The sequence below is a fragment of the Coprococcus sp. AM97-35 genome (assembly GCF_027697525.1).
GTDB lineage: Bacteria > Bacillota > Clostridia > Lachnospirales > Lachnospiraceae > Allocoprococcus > Allocoprococcus comes.
Genome location: NZ_JAQESL010000038.1, coordinates 1 through 20,136, shown reverse-complemented (window position 1 = coordinate 20,136; position 20,136 = coordinate 1). Strand labels below are relative to the sequence as shown.

The following is a 20,136-nucleotide window of genomic DNA, read 5'->3' as shown; positions in this document are numbered from 1 at the left end:
AAGACATATATGATTTTTAATAACAAATTATTTGTAGTAAGTTCTATGCGGTAGGAATAGGGTTGTCATCTAAAATATGGATTTATAATAACGATGATTTTCAATCTAATTGTAGGTGGTATGAGCACAGAGGTAACTCTGAACGAACAACCGGAGAATCACTCCTCAAATCTATTTCAGATTGCACGAACGCAGCTTCAAAAGAAGCAATTAACCTGACCGACTCTTCAAAATTGACAGATAAATTTAAAGAAATTGCCGGTCAGACTTTAACCGCTGCCTGCACAAACGTAACAATTACAGATCAGTTAAGTCAATATGTAGATGTAACAGATGCTAGTAAACTTCAGGTCAAAATTGCAAGCAAGGATAATAATAAATACACCAATGTATATACGCAAGATTTTGATTTGAACAAAACTGGAAAAGTAACATTGAACAATAAAGAAATTGCAACTGTTACTTACGATTCATTAAAAAAAGAAGCAAAATTAAAATTCAATGACGATTATAGTTTAGAAGCTAATTACTACTATTACTTAACAATCACTAATGTAACACCAAATCAGAGAGCATTTAATGAATACAAAAAGAACGGCGGCTATTATACTACAAAGGGTGATGCAAACACTGATGAAGATACTGGTGGATATACTTCAAAAAATGAAGGTACTTCTTCCGGACAGGCTGGCTTTTATTCAAATGCTACAGCAACTGTATCATATAAAAATAAAAAGTCATCTGATTTAATAACAGAAAATTATCAAAAACCAGTGATTCAGGTACAAAGCATTTCTGTAAGAAAGGATTGGGAAAACGTAACACCACCTAAAACCACTACAGTTCTTGCACAGTTAGTTGATGAAAAGGGTAATCCAGTTGACGGAAAAATCCTTGAACTCAACAGTAGTAACAATTGGACTGGTAGCTTTGAATTTGTCAAGCTTGACAAGTATGATCGTTACGGTTTTAAAGAGCTAAAAGAAGATTCAAACGGTAGCATCACTTATAAAGGTAAGAACTACTCAATTGTTGCCGCCAATGATATTATTGAAATAAATAATACCAATTACAAAGTTACCTACGGCAAAGATAACGATGTGTATGTTATTACCAATACAAAGAACTCTCAATCAATTAAAATTATTAAACAAAATAATTCTGGAGTCACTTTGGAAGATGCTGAATTCACTTTAAGAGATAGTAATAATAATTCAACCACATATACTTCTAATGATAATGGAATTATTTTTGAAGGTGAATTGAATTACGATACTTATACATTGACAGAAACAAAAGCACCATCTGGTTATTCAAAATTAGTTGATTCTATCACTATCACAGTTACTAAAAATAACATTATAATACGTGGAAGTGCTAAAGCTCAGCTTACCCAAAATGCAAATGGTACTTATGAACTTGTCGTAAAAAATGATATGTTATATTCACTTCCATCAACCGGAGGTTCCGGAATTTACCTGTATATGATCGGCGGTATCTTACTTATGTTCGCAGCCGCATGGATCTTATATCAAAACAAATGCAGGGAGGTGCTGAAAAGATAATTTTATCAATTTATTTTTCAGTGGCTCCCAAGCCACAAACAACGTTATTTTCCCTTATGAGGGGACAATAAATCGGGCATAGCCCTAAAAACGAAAAGGAGACAACAATATGAAAAAGATGAAAAAATTATTTGCAGTGTTATTAACACTGGCAATGGTACTCGGAATGAGCATGACTTCATTCGCAGCAGAAACCTCTTACACAAGCGAAATCAAAGTGACAGGTTTATCCTCACAGGAAGATGAAACTGTTAATCTGTATGCAGCAATTACATTAAATGCAGACAAAAACGAATGGGTGATTGCAGAGTGGGCAAAACCATATATTCGGTTAAACAAAGATAAAAAGAAATACGAAATTACAGATGAAAAAAAATTATCAGAAGTTGTTTCTGGAACTCCTATTCAGCAGACACATTCAGCAGGTCAGACAGAAGTAACATTTGATGCCGTTCCAGTTGGTGCATATGTAGTAACAGCCTCTGGTAATAAAATTGCTTACGCACCGATGGTAGCTGAAACATATAACGCAGATGAAACTTATATGCAGGCAAAAAATGTTCAGCTGGTAGCAAAATCTACAGGATACATTGTAGACAAATCCGCTGATGACAATTTTGTAGCACGTGGTCAGGAAGTAACATTTACAATTACTACTACATTCCCAAGTTTCGACGTTGCAGATTCAGCTGATAACCACTTCACAATCATTGATACACCAACAGGACTTGACATCACAGACGTAACTAACATTACAATCGGTGGAGCAAAAACAGAAGACTATACTATAAGCGAAGCAAATGATGGCAAATATACAATTGACTTAACAAAGGCAATTGGAACTTCTAATGCAAATGCAGGTAAAACTGTAGTTGTAACATACAAAGCAATTGTTACCGCAGATGATGGATATAGCAATACAGCGAATGCATACAGAAATAACGCAGATATGGGACATGGTGATGAAAAGGGTTATACAGGTAATATCGTTCTTACTAAGTATGCAGAAAACGGAAAAACCGTTCTTGAAGGTGCAGAATTCAAGTTATACAAAGCTACAAAAAATGAAGTAAAAGCAGATGGTTCTACTGTTTCAGCATTAAAATTTATCAAATTAGATGACGGTGTATACAAATTAGCACTGGCAAACGAAGAGGGAACTACAGATACCTTAGTCGCAACCAACGGAACTCTGACAGTCAAAGGTCTTGCTGAAGGTACATACTGGTTTGAAGAAACAAAGGCACCAGAAGGATATTCAATCAATGTAGACGGAGCTACAGCAACTGTTACAGAAAGTACTACAGCAAATGTAAACATTCCAACATCATTAAAAGATACCAAACTTTCCGCTCTTCCATCAACCGGTGGTATCGGTACAACAATCTTCACAATCGCTGGATGCCTCATCATGATCGCAGCAGCTGGCTTATTCTTCGCAAGCCGCAAAAAAACAAACAAATAATCTTTCATGATTATTTATAACCAGATATTGAATCCGGGGCAGGTCGCCCCGGATTCCTAAAAAATAATACAACAGCAAGGAGAGTTCGGATGAAACGCAAAGCAAACAAACTTATTATTGGCATCATATTTTTAGCCGGGTTGTCCTTACTGCTGTATCCATTCGTTGCAAACCAGTGGAATAACTACAGGCAGAAGCAATTGATCAGCAGTTATGAACAGACTGTATCCGAAAAGGATGCAGCACATGAGATTGATTATGACGCAGAACTGCAGAAAGCAGAATCTTACAACGAAGCATTACTTCCAAGTATCCTTCCTGACTCATTTGCAGTAGCCGCAGCCAGTGACAAAGAAGACCAGTCCTACATGGATGCTCTGAATATTGCCGGTGACGAGATGATGGGAATCGTGGAGATCCCGAAGATTGACATCAAGCTTCCGATCTACCACACTACCGACGAAGATGTTCTCAAACAGGCAGCCGGACATCTGGAAGGAAGCTCTCTTCCAATCGGCGGTAAAAGTACACACGCCGTTATCTCCGCACACCGTGGACTTCCGAGTGCGTCTCTTTTTACCGATCTGGATCAGCTGGAAGAAGGCGATCATTTTCTGATCCATGTATTAAACGAAACATTAAGTTATGAAGTCGACAAGATTTCCGTAGTAAAACCGGAAGAAACTTCCTCTCTTGCAGTAGAAGAAGGAAAAGATCTTGTAACACTTCTTACCTGTACTCCATACGGAGTCAATACCGAGCGACTTCTGGTCCGTGGTCACAGAGTACCTTATGTGGAACAGGAAGTTGCCGATGAGAAGACACCGCTCAGCGGAATCAGTCTTCATACAAATTATCTTTTATGGGTAATTATTGGTCTTGTAATTACCACAATCTTCATCCTTGTGTTATACTTAAAGGAGAAGAAGCTTCAAAAGAAGAAAAATGAGACCTCTTAAAAAGAGAATAAGAACGAGAAAGGGAATATGCCTATGAAAAGAAAAATCTCAACCTTCCTTTTCGGTCTGTTATTCTTGATAGGATTTGGGATTCTGATCTACCCGACGGTATCCAACCAGTGGAACACCTACAGACAGAATCAGCTGATCAGCAGCTATGACAATACAATACAGGACATGGAACCGGAGGACTTCACCTCTGAGTGGGAAAAGGCAAAAGCTTTCAATGATACCATTCAGCAGAACAACCTCTACGGAGATGTATTTGGTGAAGATGAAAATGACATCAAAGATACCGAATACTGGAAGATCCTGAACGTTGCAGATGACGGAGTAATGGGATATCTTTCCATTCCGAAGATCAACATCAAGCTTGCCATTTACCATGGTACCGGTGACAAGGATCTGCAGACCGGTGTCGGACATCTGAACGGCACAAAGCTTCCGATCGGAGGGGAGAGTACCCACAGTGTTCTCGCAGCTCACCGTGGACTTCCAAGCGCAAAGCTTTTTACCGATATCGATCAGCTCAAAGTTGGCGATAAATTTTACATCCATGTACTGGATGAAGTCCTTGCCTACAAGGTAGATCAGATTCTTCCGATGGTAGACAAAGACGATCATGAAACACTGGAGAAAGCACTCCAGATTGAAGAAGGAAAAGATCAGGTAACTTTATTTACCTGTACACCATATGGAGTCAACTCCCATCGTCTTCTCGTAAGAGGAACCAGAATTCCATATAACGGCGAAGAGGATGCTACCGAATCAGTTACAGATTCTATGGTAAAAGCCATTCAGAATTATTATATGCTTTATTTAATTTTAGGACTTTCAATCACGATTCTTGTGATCATTCTCTTGCGATTCCTTTCCAAGAGAAAAGCTCACAAAGAATAACCAAGATTTTTAAGGAGGACATGAGGCGATGATGAATAAACGATTAAAACAGGGAAGTACTTTTCTCTTAGCTGTCGCTCTTACATTTCCACTGCTCACTCTTCCGGGTGCGAAAGCCGCAAGCGCGATCGATACCGATAAAGAGTGTTCCATCGAATTTGACATTAGTGGGAACAGCAGTGAACTTCTAAGCGCAAGCATTCCGGTAAACCTGTATAAAGTTGCTTCGGTTGATGTATCTGGCAACTATACCGCAACCGGTGCATTCACCGGACTGGATCTTTCTTCCGTAAGTGCTGATAACTTGGATACTGCAGCTGCTACCTGGGCTGCACGTGCCAAAGAAGCACAAGGTAAGTTGACAGATTCTGATGGAAAAACAGTTGTTGAACCAACTGAAACCGTTACACTGCAGAATGGAAGAGGCTACAAAGATAAATTGAAGACCGGACTTTACCTTGTAGATACACCAAAAGTAATTACAACCAATTATACTTATACCTTTACACCTTACCTTGTATCACTTCCGACCAATAACTACTACAGTGGTAACGGTACAAGTGATGACTGGATCTACGATCTGACCAAAGAATCCAACAGTGCAGTTGGTCTGAAACCAGAACAGCACGTAAGATACGGTGATCTGGTGATCAAAAAGGAACTGGTAGATCACAATGCTACCTTCGGTAACAATGCAACTTTCGTATTCCAGATCGATATCACAACACTGGATAAGAAAAAAGAAACCAGAATCGAAGAGCTTACCTTTAGCGCAGCAGGCAGCCATTCTGTAACGATCGAAAAAATTCCTGCTGGATCTCATGTCAAGGTAACGGAGGTTTACAGCGGTGCAAGCTATGAACTCGCTTCTGCTAAAAGTCAGGAAACAGACATCATTGCTAATCCTGAAAAAGAAACCGAAGTAGAATTCAAACCGGCAGAGGTTTCATTTATCAACAAACACGATGGACGTACCAATGGCGGCTACGGTGTAAAAAATAATTTCAAGCTGGACGAAAATGGTCAGTATCAGTACACCAAACCGGCAGCAAAGAACTAGAAAGGGGGAATCGGAATGAGAAAGTTACATAAAAAACCACTAATCATGGCAGCAGCAACACTTGCTCTTACCGGAACCCTGGCAGTTGGAAGCGCGATGGCGTATTTTACAACCTATTCGACAGCCGGTGGCGGTGTGAAAATGAATATGGGATTTACTGAGACAGTCCCGAAAGAAGACGTTGATGAAAACGGAAAGCACATTACAATTGAAAATACCGGTAATTATGACTGTTTCGTAAGAGTCACAGCATTCGCACCGGTAAAGCTTACTTATAACGCACCAGACGGCGGATGGACAGACCGCGGTGACGGCTACTGGTATTACGATGAAGTACTTCCGGCAAAAGCAAAAACCACAAAGGAACTCAACATCAAATACTCGTTCCCGTCAGGCGATGACAAACCGGAAGAATTCAACATCGTAGTCATCCAGGAATGCACCCCTGTTCTCTACGACGAGGACGGTAATCCAGACGCCAACTGGAATCACGTAATCACAGACGACAGCACACAGACGACAGAGTAGGAGGTAATGAGAATGAAAAAGAAAAAGAAATCATTTCCAAAGAAACCTGCCCTGGTCCTGACAGCCGCAGCACTCCTGCTGGTTGGAAGCACTGTCGGCAGTACACGCGCCGCACTCACTTACTACAGTGAGAATTATTCCGCACAGATGAATATGCAGAGTATCGGCGTATCTCTTCTGGAAAATGACAAAGTAGTCAGCAGCCGGGATTATGTATCGAACAATGAATGGAAGGGAACCTCAGATGGTACACTTCTCACAAACCTTCTTGGAAAGGATGAGACATTTACACCCGGCAAGAAATATAACGAAGCAATCAGCGTCAAGAACAGCGGTACGATCGACACCTTTGTACGTGTGATCATCACAAAAAGCTGGCAGGACGAAAAAGGCAATAAGAACACGAATCTTTCACCGGATCTGATCGAGCTGAACTTCCTCACAGACAACGGATGGCAGGTTGCAAATGCACAGTCCACGAGAGAGCGTACCGTTCTTTATTATACCAAAGCTCTCAAAGCGGGTAAACCGACACCGGCATTATCCGATACACTCCGTATCAATCCTTCGATTGCATCGGATGTAACAAAGGTACCAAAAGGTAAAACCATCACTTATACTTACAAGTACAATGGCTACACCTTCCACATTGACGCAGAGGTGGATGCAGTTCAGACACACAACGCAAAGGACGCAATCAAGAGTGCCTGGGGCGTAGATGTCAATGTATCAGACGACGAAACAACAATGAGCTTACAGTAGGGAGGTACAGAGTATGAAAAAGAAAATTTTGTGCCTCGCCATGACAGTGATAATGGCAGCAGGGGTACACACAACTGCATTTGCAAAGGATTATCAGGGAGCCGACGGATGGCAGGTTAATTTCACCGGCGGCAAGATGGAAAGTAATTTTAAAAGCTCCGATGTGACTGACGAGCTGGCAAATATCCAGCCGGGTGACAGCATCGAGCTCAAGGTTCAGCTTAAGAACTCCGACAGTACGGATACCGACTGGTACATGACCAATGAAGTGATCCAGACGCTGGAGGATGCACAGTCTTCCGCAGAAGGTGGTGCTTATGAATACAAGCTGACATATATTGGAAGTAATAATGCCGAAAAGGTACTATATGACAGTACAACTGTCGGAGGGGAAGGCGCTTCCAAAGCAGGAGAAGGTCTGAAGCAGATTGATAGCTCAACCCAAGAATATTTCTACCTCGGAAGACTTGCTTCCAATAATACCGGAACGGTACACCTTACCGTCGGTGTTGAAGGTGAGACACAGGGCAACGGTTATCAGCTCACACTCGCAAAGCTCCGTATGAACTTTGCAGTAGAAAAGGTTTCAGCCGGCAAAACCATCACCAAGAATAAGATTGTTAAGACAACCAAGACCGTTAAAACCGGTGATACCGCAAGAGTTCTTCTCTTCTGTGTGCTTGCACTCATCAGTGGACTGATCCTTCTTGCATATGGTATCTACACACTCAATAAGAACACAAAAAGACGCAGACAGAAAGGAGAGTAAGCAGATGAAAAAATGGAAAAGATTACTGGTTTCTCTTCTGACTGTATCCATGACACTCGGTGCATCCACAATGAGCGTTATGGCAGATGATACTACACCGTATACCTACAAGGTAACATTATCCGCAGGTAACAAAGGAACAATTAACGGACAGAACAAGATCGAGCAGACAAACATTGCTTCCGGTTCTACCGTTACTTTCAATCTGAATGACATCCAGGTAACAGACGACAAGTATTATGTCAAAGGAATCCGTCTCAGCGGACGTGACAATAACGAAACACTTGCGGCTCCTTCCTTTACCGTTGATAAAGATGCCGACTATGTAGTCGCTTATGGAATCAAAGGCAACATGGTTGCCTATACCGTCAATTATCAGGATGCATCCGGTAAATCACTGGCAAAGAGCCAGACCTTCTACGGAAACGTCGGCGACAAGCCGGTCGTTGCTTACCGTTACGTTGAAAATTATATTCCAGATGCTCTTGCACTTACGAAGACTTTGAGTGATAATGAATCTGAGAATGTATTTACGTTTACCTACACACCGGGAGCTACAGACCGTATCGTTGAGACAACAACTACCGTCACAACAACAGTTCCTGGAACCGCAACTCCTGCCGGTGCAGCAGGTACAACCGGAGCTGCCGGTACAACAGGTGCAGCCGCCGGTACTGGTACAGGTACTACAGCAGGTGGCACTACAGCAGGTGGCACTACAGCAGGTGGCACTACAGCGGGTGGTACTACAACAGGCGGTACTGCCGGTGGTACAACGAATGCAGACAATTCTCAGGATACGACAGACGATACGACCACCGCACCGGATGAACAGACACCAAAGTCTCTGGTAGATCTGGATGATGAAGACACTCCAAAAGGAAATATCGATGCGGAAGACAAGACGAGCAAGACTCCGATCGCAGCAGGGATCGGCATTATCGTTGTTGCAGTAGCAGCTCTCGCAGGACTGATCGTATTCTTGAAAAAACGTGCAAAATAAAAAAAGCGCGGCACTAAAGGAGAAGTCTTTTTTGAAGAGAACGAAGAAAAAGAAAAGCCCAGTGGCTGCATTTTGCAGTGCACTGGGCACTGTTTTACTGACAGTACTGATTCTTGCCTGTATTCCGCTGACGCTTCCGAAAGCTTTTGGTTTTCAGATGTATACCGTGATCAGTGGGAGCATGGAACCGGCGATCCCGACGGGAAGCCTGGTCTATGTCCGGTATGAAGAACCAGACACGATCGTCAAAGATGATGTCATTGCTTTTTACAGCAACAATGCAGACGGCTCGATCATCACCCACCGTGTAGTATCCAACAGCCCGGCGATGGGACAGTTTATCACAAAAGGGGATGCCAATAAGGAAAAAGATATGAATCCGATCCCTTACAACAACTACATCGGAAAAGTAAAGCTTTCTGTTCCGGTTGTTGGCGGTATCGCACAGACTGCAACCGGCACTGCTGGAAAGATTGCCGCTGCATCTATGATCGGTCTTGCTGTGATTCTTGAAATCGTTGCTGCCATGCTTGACAGACGCGATGACGAAGACGAATAAGAGAGAACGTTTTTCATTTTAGCTTGCTAAAGTGTGAAACATTTGCTAAAATAATATCAGATTGTATTGTCAGAAGAAGATGGGGGAATTTCACAATTCTCCCATTTGTCATATATTGAAAAGAATGGAGAGGTGAATGGATTGTTATCCAACCAGATTTTACAGAGAACAATCAATGAAATAGGGGATATCATCGAGTGTAACTGTTCCATCTGGAACACAGACGGAGTGATGCTTGCAGCTGTAGGTAAGGAGAAACCTTCAGTGAAAAAAGCAGTTTGCTCATTTTTAAAAGAGCTGGAGGTTACCGGCGTATCGGAGGAGCACCTGGATGAATGCTATGGTCTGTTTCCGGTTTATGATGATGATGAACTGACTTATATTTTCGTGATCGAGCACAATAATGAGATTGATGTGCATACCAGCGGACGCTTAAGTGTCTGCCAGCTGGAGAGCCTTTTAAGATCCGGAAGCGAACGTCTTGACCGTAACCGTTTTATCCAGAACCTGCTCCTGGATAACCTGCTTCTCGTAGATATCTACAATCAGGCGAAAAAGCTTGGTATTACAGTGGAGCAGCGCAGAGTCGTCTATCTGATCGAACCGAAGAATCCGGATGACACGATCGTCCTGGATATGATCCGTGGGATTTATTCCTCGGGAACCGGTGATTTTGTTACTGCCGTAGATGAGGGACATATTATTCTGATCAAATCCCTTGACAGTACGGATGATTATGATACGATCCGTTCGACTGCCGATATGCTGGTGAATGCGATCAACACCGAAGCTATGGTCAATGTCCGGCTTTCCTTCGGAACCATCATTCCCGAGCTCAAAGAGGTCTCACAGTCTTACAAAGAAGCAGGCATGGCTCTGGATGTGGGACGTATCTTCTATCCGGAACGCAATATTTTATCCTACCGCGAACTCGGTATCGGACGGCTGATCCACCAGCTTCCCGTTTCCTTATGCGAGATGTTCCTGGAAGAAGTATTTGCCGGAAATACCGTTGATCAGTTTGACGAAGAAACCTTATCCACAGTTGATAAATTTTTTGAAAACAGCCTGAATATTTCGGAGACAGCAAGACAGCTTTTCGTCCACCGGAATACGCTCGTCTACCGGCTGGAGAAGATCCAGAAGCAGACCGGGCTGGATGTCAGAGTCTTTGAGGACGCCCTGACATTTAAGATTGCTTTGATGGTCGCAGACCACATGAAATTCATAGAAAACAGAAAATAGGAGGACATGATATGGTGAAATTATACGAAGGCGGTGCCTATCTTTTACACGGTACTGAGGTAATTGCAGATGCACCCGATGCACTTGCTGCCGTAAAAAGCAAGACAGGGATTGAGACAACAAAAGAAGCTGCTGCAAAAGAGACAATGGCTTATGGGATCTTAAGTGCGCATAATACTTCCGGTAATATGCAGCAGCTTCAGATCAAATTTGACAAGCTGACTTCGCACGACATTACCTTTGTCGGAATCATCCAGACTGCAAGAGCATCCGGACTGGTGAAATTCCCAATCCCTTATGTTCTGACCAACTGCCATAACTCTCTGTGTGCAGTCGGCGGTACGATCAATGAAGATGACCACATGTTTGGACTGACCTGTGCAAAGAAGTACGGCGGTGTCTATGTTCCGCCTCATCAGGCCGTTATCCACCAGTTCGCCCGTGAAATGCTCGCAGGCGGCGGCAAGATGATCCTTGGTTCTGACAGCCACACCCGTTATGGTGCACTCGGTACCATGGCAATGGGAGAGGGCGGACCGGAACTTGTAAAACAGCTTCTGAACAAGACTTATGATATCAAGATGCCGGGCGTTGTCGGAATCTATCTGGACGGCGAACCGGTGAAAGGTGTCGGACCGCAGGACGTTGCCCTTGCGATCATCGGCGCAACCTTCGGCAATGGCTATGTCAATAACAAGGTCATGGAATTTGTCGGACCTGGCGTTGGCAAATTAAGTGCAGACTTCCGTATCGGAATCGATGTTATGACGACAGAGACAACCTGCCTTTCTTCTATCTGGAGAACCGATGACAAGATCAAAGAGTTCTACGATATCCACGGAAGAAGTGATGACTTCAAGGAACTGAATCCTGGCGCAGTCGCTTACTATGACGGTCTTGTATACGTCAACTTGAGTGAGATCAAGCCTATGATCGCCATGCCGTTCCATCCGTCCAATGTCTACACCATCGAGGATGTCAATGCCAACCTTGCAGATGTTCTCCACGATGTAGAGCAGCGCGCGCTGGTAAGCCTGGATGGTGCTGTGAATTACTCTCTTCAGGACAAGATCGTAAATGGTAAGCTTTATGTCGATCAGGGTATCATCGCAGGCTGTGCCGGTGGCGGTTTTGAAAATATCTGTGCTGCCGCAGACATCATCCGTGGCAAATACATCGGATCAGATGAATTTACCTTCAGTGTTTACCCGGCAAGTACACCGATCTACATGGAGCTTGTGAAAAATGGTGCGGTTGCTGACCTGATGGAAGCCGGTACGATCGTGAAGACAGCCTTCTGCGGACCGTGCTTCGGTGCAGGGGATACCCCGGCAAACAATGCATTTTCCATCCGTCACTCTACCCGTAACTTCCCGAACCGTGAAGGAAGCAAGCTGCAGAGTGGACAGATCGCATCTGTTGCCCTTATGGATGCACGTTCCATTGCCGCAACTGCTGCAAACAAAGGTTTCCTTACTCCGGCAACAGATTTTGATATTGAATACAAGAACCCGACCTACCACTTTGATTCCAGAATTTACGCCAACCGTGTATTTGACAGCCACGGCGTTGCTGATCCTTCGGTTGAGATCAAATTCGGACCGAACATCAAAGACTGGCCGGCAATGAGCGCTCTTCCTGAGAATCTGATTCTGAAGGTCGTATCTGAGATCCACGATCCGGTTACAACGACAGACGAACTGATCCCGTCCGGCGAGACTTCTTCTTATCGTTCCAACCCGCTTGGACTTGCTGAATTTGCACTTTCCAGAAAGGATCCTGCCTATGTAGGACGCGCGAAAGAGGTCCAGAAAGCCCAGAAAGCGATTGAAGCAGGTACTTGTCCACTGGATGTACTGGATGAATTAAAACCGGTGATGGCAGCAATCCAGAAGTCTTATCCGGAAGTCGGCAAAGGAAATATCGGTGTCGGAAGTACCATTTTCGCGGTCAAACCTGGTGATGGTTCTGCCCGTGAGCAGGCTGCTTCCTGCCAGAAGGTCCTCGGCGGCTGGGCGAATATCGCGAATGAGTACGCAACCAAACGTTACCGCTCGAACCTGATCAACTGGGGCATGCTTCCGTTTATTACCGAAGAGGAACACACAAAGCTTTCTTTCAGGAACGGTGACTATCTCTTCGTGCCGGATATCCGCAAAGCAGTAGAAGATAAAGTTTCCACGATCAAGGCTTATGTCGTAGGCGATGATCTGAAGGAGATCGATCTGAAGCTCGGTGATCTGACGGATGCAGAACGTGAGATCATCCTCAAAGGATGTCTGATCAATTATTACAGAGGTTAATTTTTCTCAGACAATAATATGATTTCAAAGGGACGGAAATTTTTCTGTCCCTTTTTGCAACACTTCCGACTTTTTTATACTCTTATATACAAAGAACCTGTTATGAGAGGAGGGACCTTATGATCGATGCAATTGCATTTAAAGAATTATATAAGACGGTTTATCAGGATCTGTATCGTTTTGCGCTCTGCATGATGCATCATCCGCAGGATGCAGAAGACGCCGTCAGTGAAGCCGTTCTTTCCGCCTATGAGAACATACATAAATTACGCAAAGAAGAAGCATTCCGTTCCTGGATCTTTCAGATTCTGGCAAATGTGTGCCGCCGGAAGTTAAAGAGCCGTGAACAGACCGAGACCGAGCTGAAAGAAGATCATGCTTCTGCCACATACTGTGACGGACTCCGCACAGATGTCGAACGTGCTTTTCTTATTCTCGATGAAGACGATCAGCTGATCATCGGCTTATCCGTCTATGGCGGTTACAACAGTAAAGAGATCGGAAAAATGCTAAAAATGAACCCGAATACAGTCCGCTCCCGCAGAAAGCGTGCCCTCGAAAAGATGAGCTGGCTTCTGAAAGAGTAGGATAAAAGAGTAATAGGAGGTGTTTCATATGACAGATCACGAAAAAGAAATACTGGATAAAATAAAACAATCTACGGAAAAAACTCCTGTTCCGGAAAGCCTTGCACCGGATCAGATTATGAAAATGCTGGAAGAGCATAACAGCACTCAGGCTTCCGGACATATCCAGAAAAAGCATGGATTTTCCCGCGGCCACCGGATGCGCGGAGGACTTATCGCTGCCGCACTGGTACTGGTTGTCGGCATTGGCGCCCACATCCGCCAGCAGAATCTTTCTTCAGACTCAGCCACTTCTTCCACAAAAGGCAGTTCTTCAATCGATACATCCTCCGGTAAGCTTGCCTCTTCCGATACTTTAGAGACGGCAACCGATTATGATGAAGTCTACACATACCTGCAATCTTATCAGGATGAGTTGGATTCTTCATCTGTTACCGGTTCAACCGACAACGGAATTGTTATGTATTCAACTGAAACAGCCGACAGTGGTGCACGCACCGATAGTTCCAGCTCCTCTTCGGATTCTTCAACAGCCTCTGCACGTGCTGTGGATACTTCATTTTCCGATACCAACGTCCGCACAGAGGGCGTCGGTGAAGCAGACATTGTAAAAACGGATGGAAGTTATCTTTATACACTGAAAGCAAACTCACAGGAAATTTCCATTGTAGATATCCGGTCTGATCAGATGAAGGTTGTTTCCTGTATTTCGCTGAATGAGAATTTTCAGGCATCCGAATTTTACCTGAGTGACCAGAAGCTTTTTGTCCTTGGCAACATGCAGAACACGCAGGTTGATTCTGACAGTAAAACCTTGTACCGCGGCAGCTGTACCCGTATCCAGACTTATGATCTGGCAGATATCAACAATCCGAAATCCATCGGAACCGTGGATCAGAGTGGTTACTACCGCACTTCACGTTTTAAAGACGGATATCTGTATGTATTCAGCGACTATTATATTTACGATACGATCACCAAGAAAGATTATCCTTCCTATGTTCCGCTTGTTGGTGACAATCTTCTGAAGCAGTCGGATATCTATCTCCCGACGAACCATGCAGCAGACCAGTACCTTGTTGTCAGCTCCGTTTCCGCTTCCAGTCCGGATAAGGCAGCAGACCAGAAAGCAGTCATGTCTGAGAATGGCGAAGTCTATGTGAGTGAGAACAACATTTATATTTATGAGTATGCGAACAGCAGTATCCTCGCAGATAATCTTGCGGCAAAGAATCAGACGATCCTCCGCAAGCTGTCTTACAATAAAGGAAAACTTTCCGGCTCTGCACAGGGCAAAGTAAAAGGATATCTGAACGATTCCTTCAGCATTGATGAGTATGACAATACGTTGCGGCTGGTGACAACGGTTACGCATAATGTCGGAAGTTCTTCACAGTCCAATTCAGTCTATGTGCTGGATGCAGATTTGAAAACAATCGGTAAGATCGAGGATCTTGCCAAAAATGAACAGGTCTATTCCGCAAGATTTTTGGGCGATACCGGTTACTTTGTAACTTATGAACAGACAGATCCTTTATTCTCCGTAGACTTTTCCAATCCGGAGAATCCGAAGATCCTTGGCAAGCTGAAAATTCCCGGCTTTTCGGAATACCTGCATTTTTACAGTGATAACCTGCTTCTTGGCATCGGTATGGATACCGATGAAAATGGCATTACAAACGGGGTAAAGATCTCCATGTTTGATATCAGTGATCCTTCGGATGTGAAGGAAGTCAGCAAGTACACCCTGGATCAGTACTATTACTCGGATGTTTTTTCTGACTACCGTGCAGCACTGGTTGATCCGGAAAAGAATCTGATCGGCTTTCCGCTTTCCGGATCTGCCAACCAGTATGTGATCCTTTCTTACGATAAAGATCAGGGCTTCCAGGTACAGATGCAGGAGGAAGTCAACGGTAATTCTTACCTTGGAACCCGCGGTGTGTATGCAAACGAAAAGTTCTATGTGATCAATGGAAATGCAATTGAAGCATACCGGATGGGAGACTATGTGAAGATAGATGATCTGCTGCTATAGTGCAGCTTTGCAGAAGGAGCTGCCGCTCCGCATACTTTGTACACCATTCCACATCATTGTATACACCAAAATCGTATATAATCGAGTAGGCTGACTCCTACTCGATTCTTATACTTTGTACATCATCTCGCTTAACAGCTCGATGATGTACATTCGCCAAATGCAGATCCTTGTGCAAGCACAAATCCGCACTTGGCTCATCGTATACACAAAAACAGGTGCCCACTGGGATATATCACTAAGATATACTTACGTGGACACCTGTTTTCTATTTTCATTTACCTGTTATTCCACACCGTTAAAGCAATAGGTACATACCTGGCATGCATCAATCCCGATTGATTTGATCAGATCATCCAGTCTGTGATAACGAAGGGAAGTGAAATTCTGTCTCTTGCGGATTTCCTCCAGCATTGCTGCATACCGGTCACTGTTCGGATCCGCATATTCATCCAGCACATTGACATCATTGTCGCCTTCCCACTCACGGATGATTCTTCTTGTGATCAGATCCAGGTCTGATTTGGAACGCGAGAAGTTCAGATATTTGCAACCGTACAGAAGCGGTGGACATGCCGGGCGGACATGCACTTCTTTTGCGCCACTCTGATACAGGAACTCTGTCGTCTCACGGAGCTGTGTGCCACGCACGATCGAATCATCGATCAGCAGAAGGCTTCTGTCTTCGATCAGACTATGTACCGGGATCAGTTTCATTCTGGCGATCAGATTACGCTGACTCTGTGTTGTCGGCATGAAGGATCTTGGCCAGGTCGGAGTATATTTGATAAATGGTCTTGCATACGGAATACCTGATTCATTTGCATAGCCTATCGCATGAGCGATACCTGAATCCGGAACTCCTGCAACAATATCCACGTCGATCGAATGGTCATCTCTCTGTGCTAAAAGCTTTCCACAGTTGTAACGCATTTCTTCTACACCAACCCCTTCATAAGAAGAAGTAGGATATCCATAGTATACCCACAGGAACGAACAGATTCTCATCTTTTCACATGCAGGACTTACAGTCTCCACAGATTCCGGTGTCACGTAGACGATTTCCCCAGGTCCCAGCTCTTTGTAATCTGTGTATCCAAGGTTGATATATGCAAAGCTTTCAAAGGAAACGCAGTATGCATTTTCTTTCTTTCCGATCACAACCGGTGTACGTCCGAGAAGGTCTCTGGCTGCATAAATTCCATTCTCTGTCAGAAGCAGAAGTGTCATCGAGCCTTCAACTACTGACTGCACATAACGGATTCCCTCAACAAACGAATCCTTTTTACAGATCAATGCCGCAACCAGCTCTGTAGAATTGATCTGTCCACTGGTCATAGACTGAAAATGTGTATGTCCATTTTCATAAAGATTCCGGATTAGCTGATCCGCATTATTGATCTTACCTACTGTCGTAATTCCAAAGCACCCCAGATGCGACTGGATCAGAATTGGCTGTGGATCATAATCTGAAATACATCCAATTCCAATATTTCCCTTCATTGTATCAACATCTTTCTCAAATTTTGTACGGAACGGCGAATTTTCAATATTATGAATCGCTCTCTTCCAGCCATCACTTCCGTAAGTAGCCATACCTCCGCGGCGGGTTCCAAGATGCGAATGATAATCTGTTCCATAAAAAAGATCCAGATTACATGCTTCTTTTGATGCAACGCCAAAAAATCCTCCCATATCTGTAGGTCTCCTTTCTTTATCCCAATGCCATAGCCTGTATTTTTCATCTATTTTTTAGTGTATCATGCATTTATGGACGGAAACAATAGCAAAACCCCGAATATATTGCAAATGGCTATAACTATTTCTAATCGTATTTATAATTGTTTGAATTTTCTGATATATATATTGCAATTTCAGTTCTTTCTAATTTTATTAAAATTATTTTAAAATTATATTGACAAATAAGTATTTGGGTGTTATTATTAAGTCAATCCAAAAGAAAAGAAGTTCCTGACGAGAAAGGGAATTTCAAAAAGATATTTTTTTAATCTGTTACATAGTTTCATATATACTCGCCAAGAGTATAAGATGAAGAACCAGATCAGAAAAGGGTAACAAGAATAATTGTTATTTGAAGGTTAGAAAGTTTTAAAAAAGCAACTATACATTTTGGTTATGAGCGTTTTGTAAGTGGAGTGTGTAGAGAACAATTTTTTAAATTGATAATTTATAATAATAAGAGAAAATTGATATCTGACTTCTGAACAGAAAAAAGTATAAGAGAAAAAGAATATCCGGATAAAATTTTGGAACGAGAACGAAAGGAAGGAGGCTTTGACCGTTGGATATTTCATCATCTAAAACTCAATATGTTAATGGTATGGCAAATGTAAATTCCTGTGAGATGAGCCTTAACCATAGATTATAATCCGGTAAGAGAAAAGTTAATGATAAAAAAGGTCGGAGTAGTAGATAAACCGGAAGCGATTATAAGATATAAAAAGATTCAGCATTTGTTGACATATTGAAGTAAATACCACAGTAATTCAAGATCAGAAAATGTGTAAAGAAACATTCATTGATAAGTAAATTTAACAGTGACGAGAAAGCTGATAAATACCAAAATTGGATTACCTGATTATATAAAATAACGAACGATCAGAATTGATCAAAATCGATTCATATGATTTCATTTTTATAAATTTTATAAAATCTGAATATCATATGAAATGCTCAAAGAACTTACAGGAATAAGAATTACTTAATTCCTCCGATATAAAAATAAAAATTACAATTGAATATTCCGAGACAGCCATTCAAAAGATGGCTGTCTCCTTTTTTTCTGTTACCAGCTCCCAATTTGTGAATTTTTTGTAATATTTTTTTAACATTTCTGAAAAATATCAGCCGTAATTTTTGACATTGACAACGCTCTATGATACACTTAGTAAGTAAAATTATAAGACTTTTGTTTTCCGTTTCTGGTACAAAAGTCAGACTTACTGAGGAAAAGTAAAATAATTAATAATAATCATATGAGGTGAGAAACGTTGGATAAATATGAATATCGCGCAAAGACAGAGCAGATGCTTGCGTATGCCGAACAGAAGTCTTACCAGAAAGCGATGTCGATTGCAGATACGATCGACTGGCGTAAAGTAAAAAATACCGCCATGCTCTCTACCGTAAGCGAAATCTATGAAAATGCGGGGGAACTTGGTAAAGCACGTGATACCTTATTTATTGCGTATGATAAAGCACCTTCCAGCAGAAAGGTTGTATACCGCCTGGGAATTATTTCTCTGAAGCTGGGACATTTCGATGAAGCAGCTGATTGCTACGAAGAATTTGTCAAGCTTGCTCCGAAAGATCCAAACCAGTACATTCTCCGGTATAAGATCTTAAAAGCACAGAAAGCGCCAGTCAAAGAACAGATTGAAGCTCTTGAAGATTTCAAGCATTCTGAATACGTTGAAAAATGGGCATATGAACTTGCCAGATTATACGCTGAAGCTGGTATGACTTCCGAATGTCTTGATGAATGTGATGATCTGATTCTCTGGTTCAGCGAAGGTACTTATGTATACCAGGCAATGGAACTTAAAATGAAATACAAACCGCTGACTCCACTTCAGCAGGAAAAATACGATCATCGAAATGATGGTATCGGCCGTAAGGATTCTTCCAAGAGAAAACCTTCCTTCCGAAAATCCAAAGAACGTCCGGCACCGAATCCACGAATTGCAGACAAGGTCCGCAAAGATGTACATGTCACAGACAGTATTGATCTTCCGGATCTTCCAGAGCCAATGGCCCGGACACATGCTTCCGAACCAGAAGCTGAGTCACAGCCAAAAACCCGGATTCGAAGCACTTCCGATATTTCCACAACCATTTCCGGTGCTTCCCTTTCAGATGCCCTGAAAGCCGGTGTTGCCGTTGCAAGTGGTGCAGTTGCTCCTGAATCTGCTTCAGACGATTCACAGATGACCGGTAAGATGAAGATTGAAGAAATTCTTGCCAACTGGGAAGCAACCCAGCGTGAAAATGCAAAGATTCTTGAAAAGAGCCAGGAGGAAGCTGAGAAAGAAAAAGCCCTGCGCGAGAAGAAGAAAGAAGAAGAAGAGGAAGTTCTTGGAGCTACAAAACCAATCCTTTCTGATGATATCCGCAAACTGATGGAACAGCTTGAAAATGGTGAAGAGCCTGAAATCACCGATGAAGATGCTGAAGATTTCGTTGATGATGAAGAGGATGAAGCGCCTGAAAGCCCGGAAGATTCATCCAAAGAAGCTTCAGACACTGACGAGGAAGATCCGGAAGAAAATGATTTTGAAGAAATCGTTGACTCCGAAGAAGATGATGAATCGGATGCGGTTTACGATGAAGAAGCTGAATACGAGGATGAGGATGATTCCGAGTATGACGATGA

General features: G+C 42.8%; 16 protein-coding genes. 15 read left to right on the top strand and 1 reads right to left on the bottom strand.

Going from position 1 to position 20,136, the window contains the following annotated elements:
- Positions 1-62 precede the first annotated feature (62 nt).
- The 14 genes from PG840_RS15585 (at position 63) to PG840_RS15520 (ending at position 15,743) form a co-directional block, all read left to right on the top strand.
- Positions 63-1,565, top strand: coding sequence for a DUF7604 domain-containing protein (locus tag PG840_RS15585; RefSeq protein ID WP_270613854.1), 1,503 nt, complete (start codon positions 63-65; stop codon positions 1,563-1,565).
- A 109-nt stretch (positions 1,566-1,674) separates the two neighbouring features.
- On the top strand, positions 1,675-3,030 hold the full coding sequence (locus PG840_RS15580) for a SpaH/EbpB family LPXTG-anchored major pilin (protein WP_270613853.1): 1,356 nt from the start codon (positions 1,675-1,677) through the stop codon (positions 3,028-3,030).
- Positions 3,031-3,119: 89 nt separating this feature from the next.
- Positions 3,120-3,989, top strand: coding sequence for a class C sortase (locus PG840_RS15575; RefSeq protein ID WP_270613852.1), 870 nt, complete (start codon positions 3,120-3,122; stop codon positions 3,987-3,989).
- 33 nt (positions 3,990-4,022) lie between these two features.
- Complete coding sequence (locus PG840_RS15570; RefSeq protein WP_270613851.1) at positions 4,023-4,889, top strand: class C sortase; 867 nt, start codon at positions 4,023-4,025, stop codon at positions 4,887-4,889.
- A 28-nt stretch (positions 4,890-4,917) separates the two neighbouring features.
- Complete coding sequence (locus PG840_RS15565; protein ID WP_270613850.1) at positions 4,918-5,949, top strand: DUF5979 domain-containing protein; 1,032 nt, start codon at positions 4,918-4,920, stop codon at positions 5,947-5,949.
- A 15-nt stretch (positions 5,950-5,964) separates the two neighbouring features.
- Positions 5,965-6,477, top strand: coding sequence for a hypothetical protein (locus PG840_RS15560; RefSeq protein ID WP_270205801.1), 513 nt, complete (start codon positions 5,965-5,967; stop codon positions 6,475-6,477).
- 12 nt (positions 6,478-6,489) lie between these two features.
- Positions 6,490-7,239: a hypothetical protein gene (locus PG840_RS15555; protein WP_243000055.1), complete on the top strand. Its 750-nt coding sequence runs from the start codon at positions 6,490-6,492 to the stop codon at positions 7,237-7,239.
- Between the two features lie 13 nt (positions 7,240-7,252).
- Positions 7,253-8,008, top strand: a complete 756-nt coding sequence (locus PG840_RS15550) for a sortase B protein-sorting domain-containing protein (protein WP_270613849.1) — start codon at positions 7,253-7,255, stop codon at positions 8,006-8,008.
- Positions 8,009-8,012: 4 nt separating this feature from the next.
- Positions 8,013-9,011 (top strand): hypothetical protein, encoded by a 999-nt coding sequence (locus PG840_RS15545; protein ID WP_270613848.1) that lies wholly within the window; start codon positions 8,013-8,015, stop codon positions 9,009-9,011.
- 31 nt (positions 9,012-9,042) lie between these two features.
- Positions 9,043-9,570 (top strand): signal peptidase I, encoded by a 528-nt coding sequence (locus tag PG840_RS15540; protein ID WP_270205804.1) that lies wholly within the window; start codon positions 9,043-9,045, stop codon positions 9,568-9,570.
- A gap of 141 nt (positions 9,571-9,711) precedes the next feature.
- Positions 9,712-10,815 (top strand): PucR family transcriptional regulator, encoded by a 1,104-nt coding sequence (locus PG840_RS15535; protein WP_117558168.1) that lies wholly within the window; start codon positions 9,712-9,714, stop codon positions 10,813-10,815.
- Positions 10,816-10,826: 11 nt separating this feature from the next.
- On the top strand, positions 10,827-13,118 hold the full coding sequence (locus PG840_RS15530) for a hydratase (RefSeq protein ID WP_270613847.1): 2,292 nt from the start codon (positions 10,827-10,829) through the stop codon (positions 13,116-13,118).
- A gap of 119 nt (positions 13,119-13,237) precedes the next feature.
- Entirely contained in the window at positions 13,238-13,705 is a 468-nt protein-coding gene (locus tag PG840_RS15525; protein ID WP_270205806.1) for an RNA polymerase sigma factor, read from the top strand.
- A gap of 28 nt (positions 13,706-13,733) precedes the next feature.
- Positions 13,734-15,743 carry a beta-propeller domain-containing protein gene (locus PG840_RS15520; RefSeq protein WP_270205807.1) on the top strand — a complete coding sequence of 670 codons (2,010 nt, stop codon included), beginning with the start codon at positions 13,734-13,736 and terminating at the stop codon, positions 15,741-15,743.
- 285 nt (positions 15,744-16,028) lie between these two features.
- Here PG840_RS15520 and PG840_RS15515 read toward each other — a convergent pair whose 3' ends face one another.
- Positions 16,029-17,438 (bottom strand): amidophosphoribosyltransferase, encoded by a 1,410-nt coding sequence (locus PG840_RS15515; protein ID WP_195502424.1) that lies wholly within the window; start codon positions 17,436-17,438, stop codon positions 16,029-16,031.
- Positions 17,439-18,754: 1,316 nt separating this feature from the next.
- On the opposite strand from PG840_RS15515, the gene PG840_RS15510 reads away from it, so the two are divergent.
- On the top strand, positions 18,755-20,136 hold a 1,382-nt coding region (locus tag PG840_RS15510; protein WP_270613846.1), incomplete at its 3' end, for a tetratricopeptide repeat protein.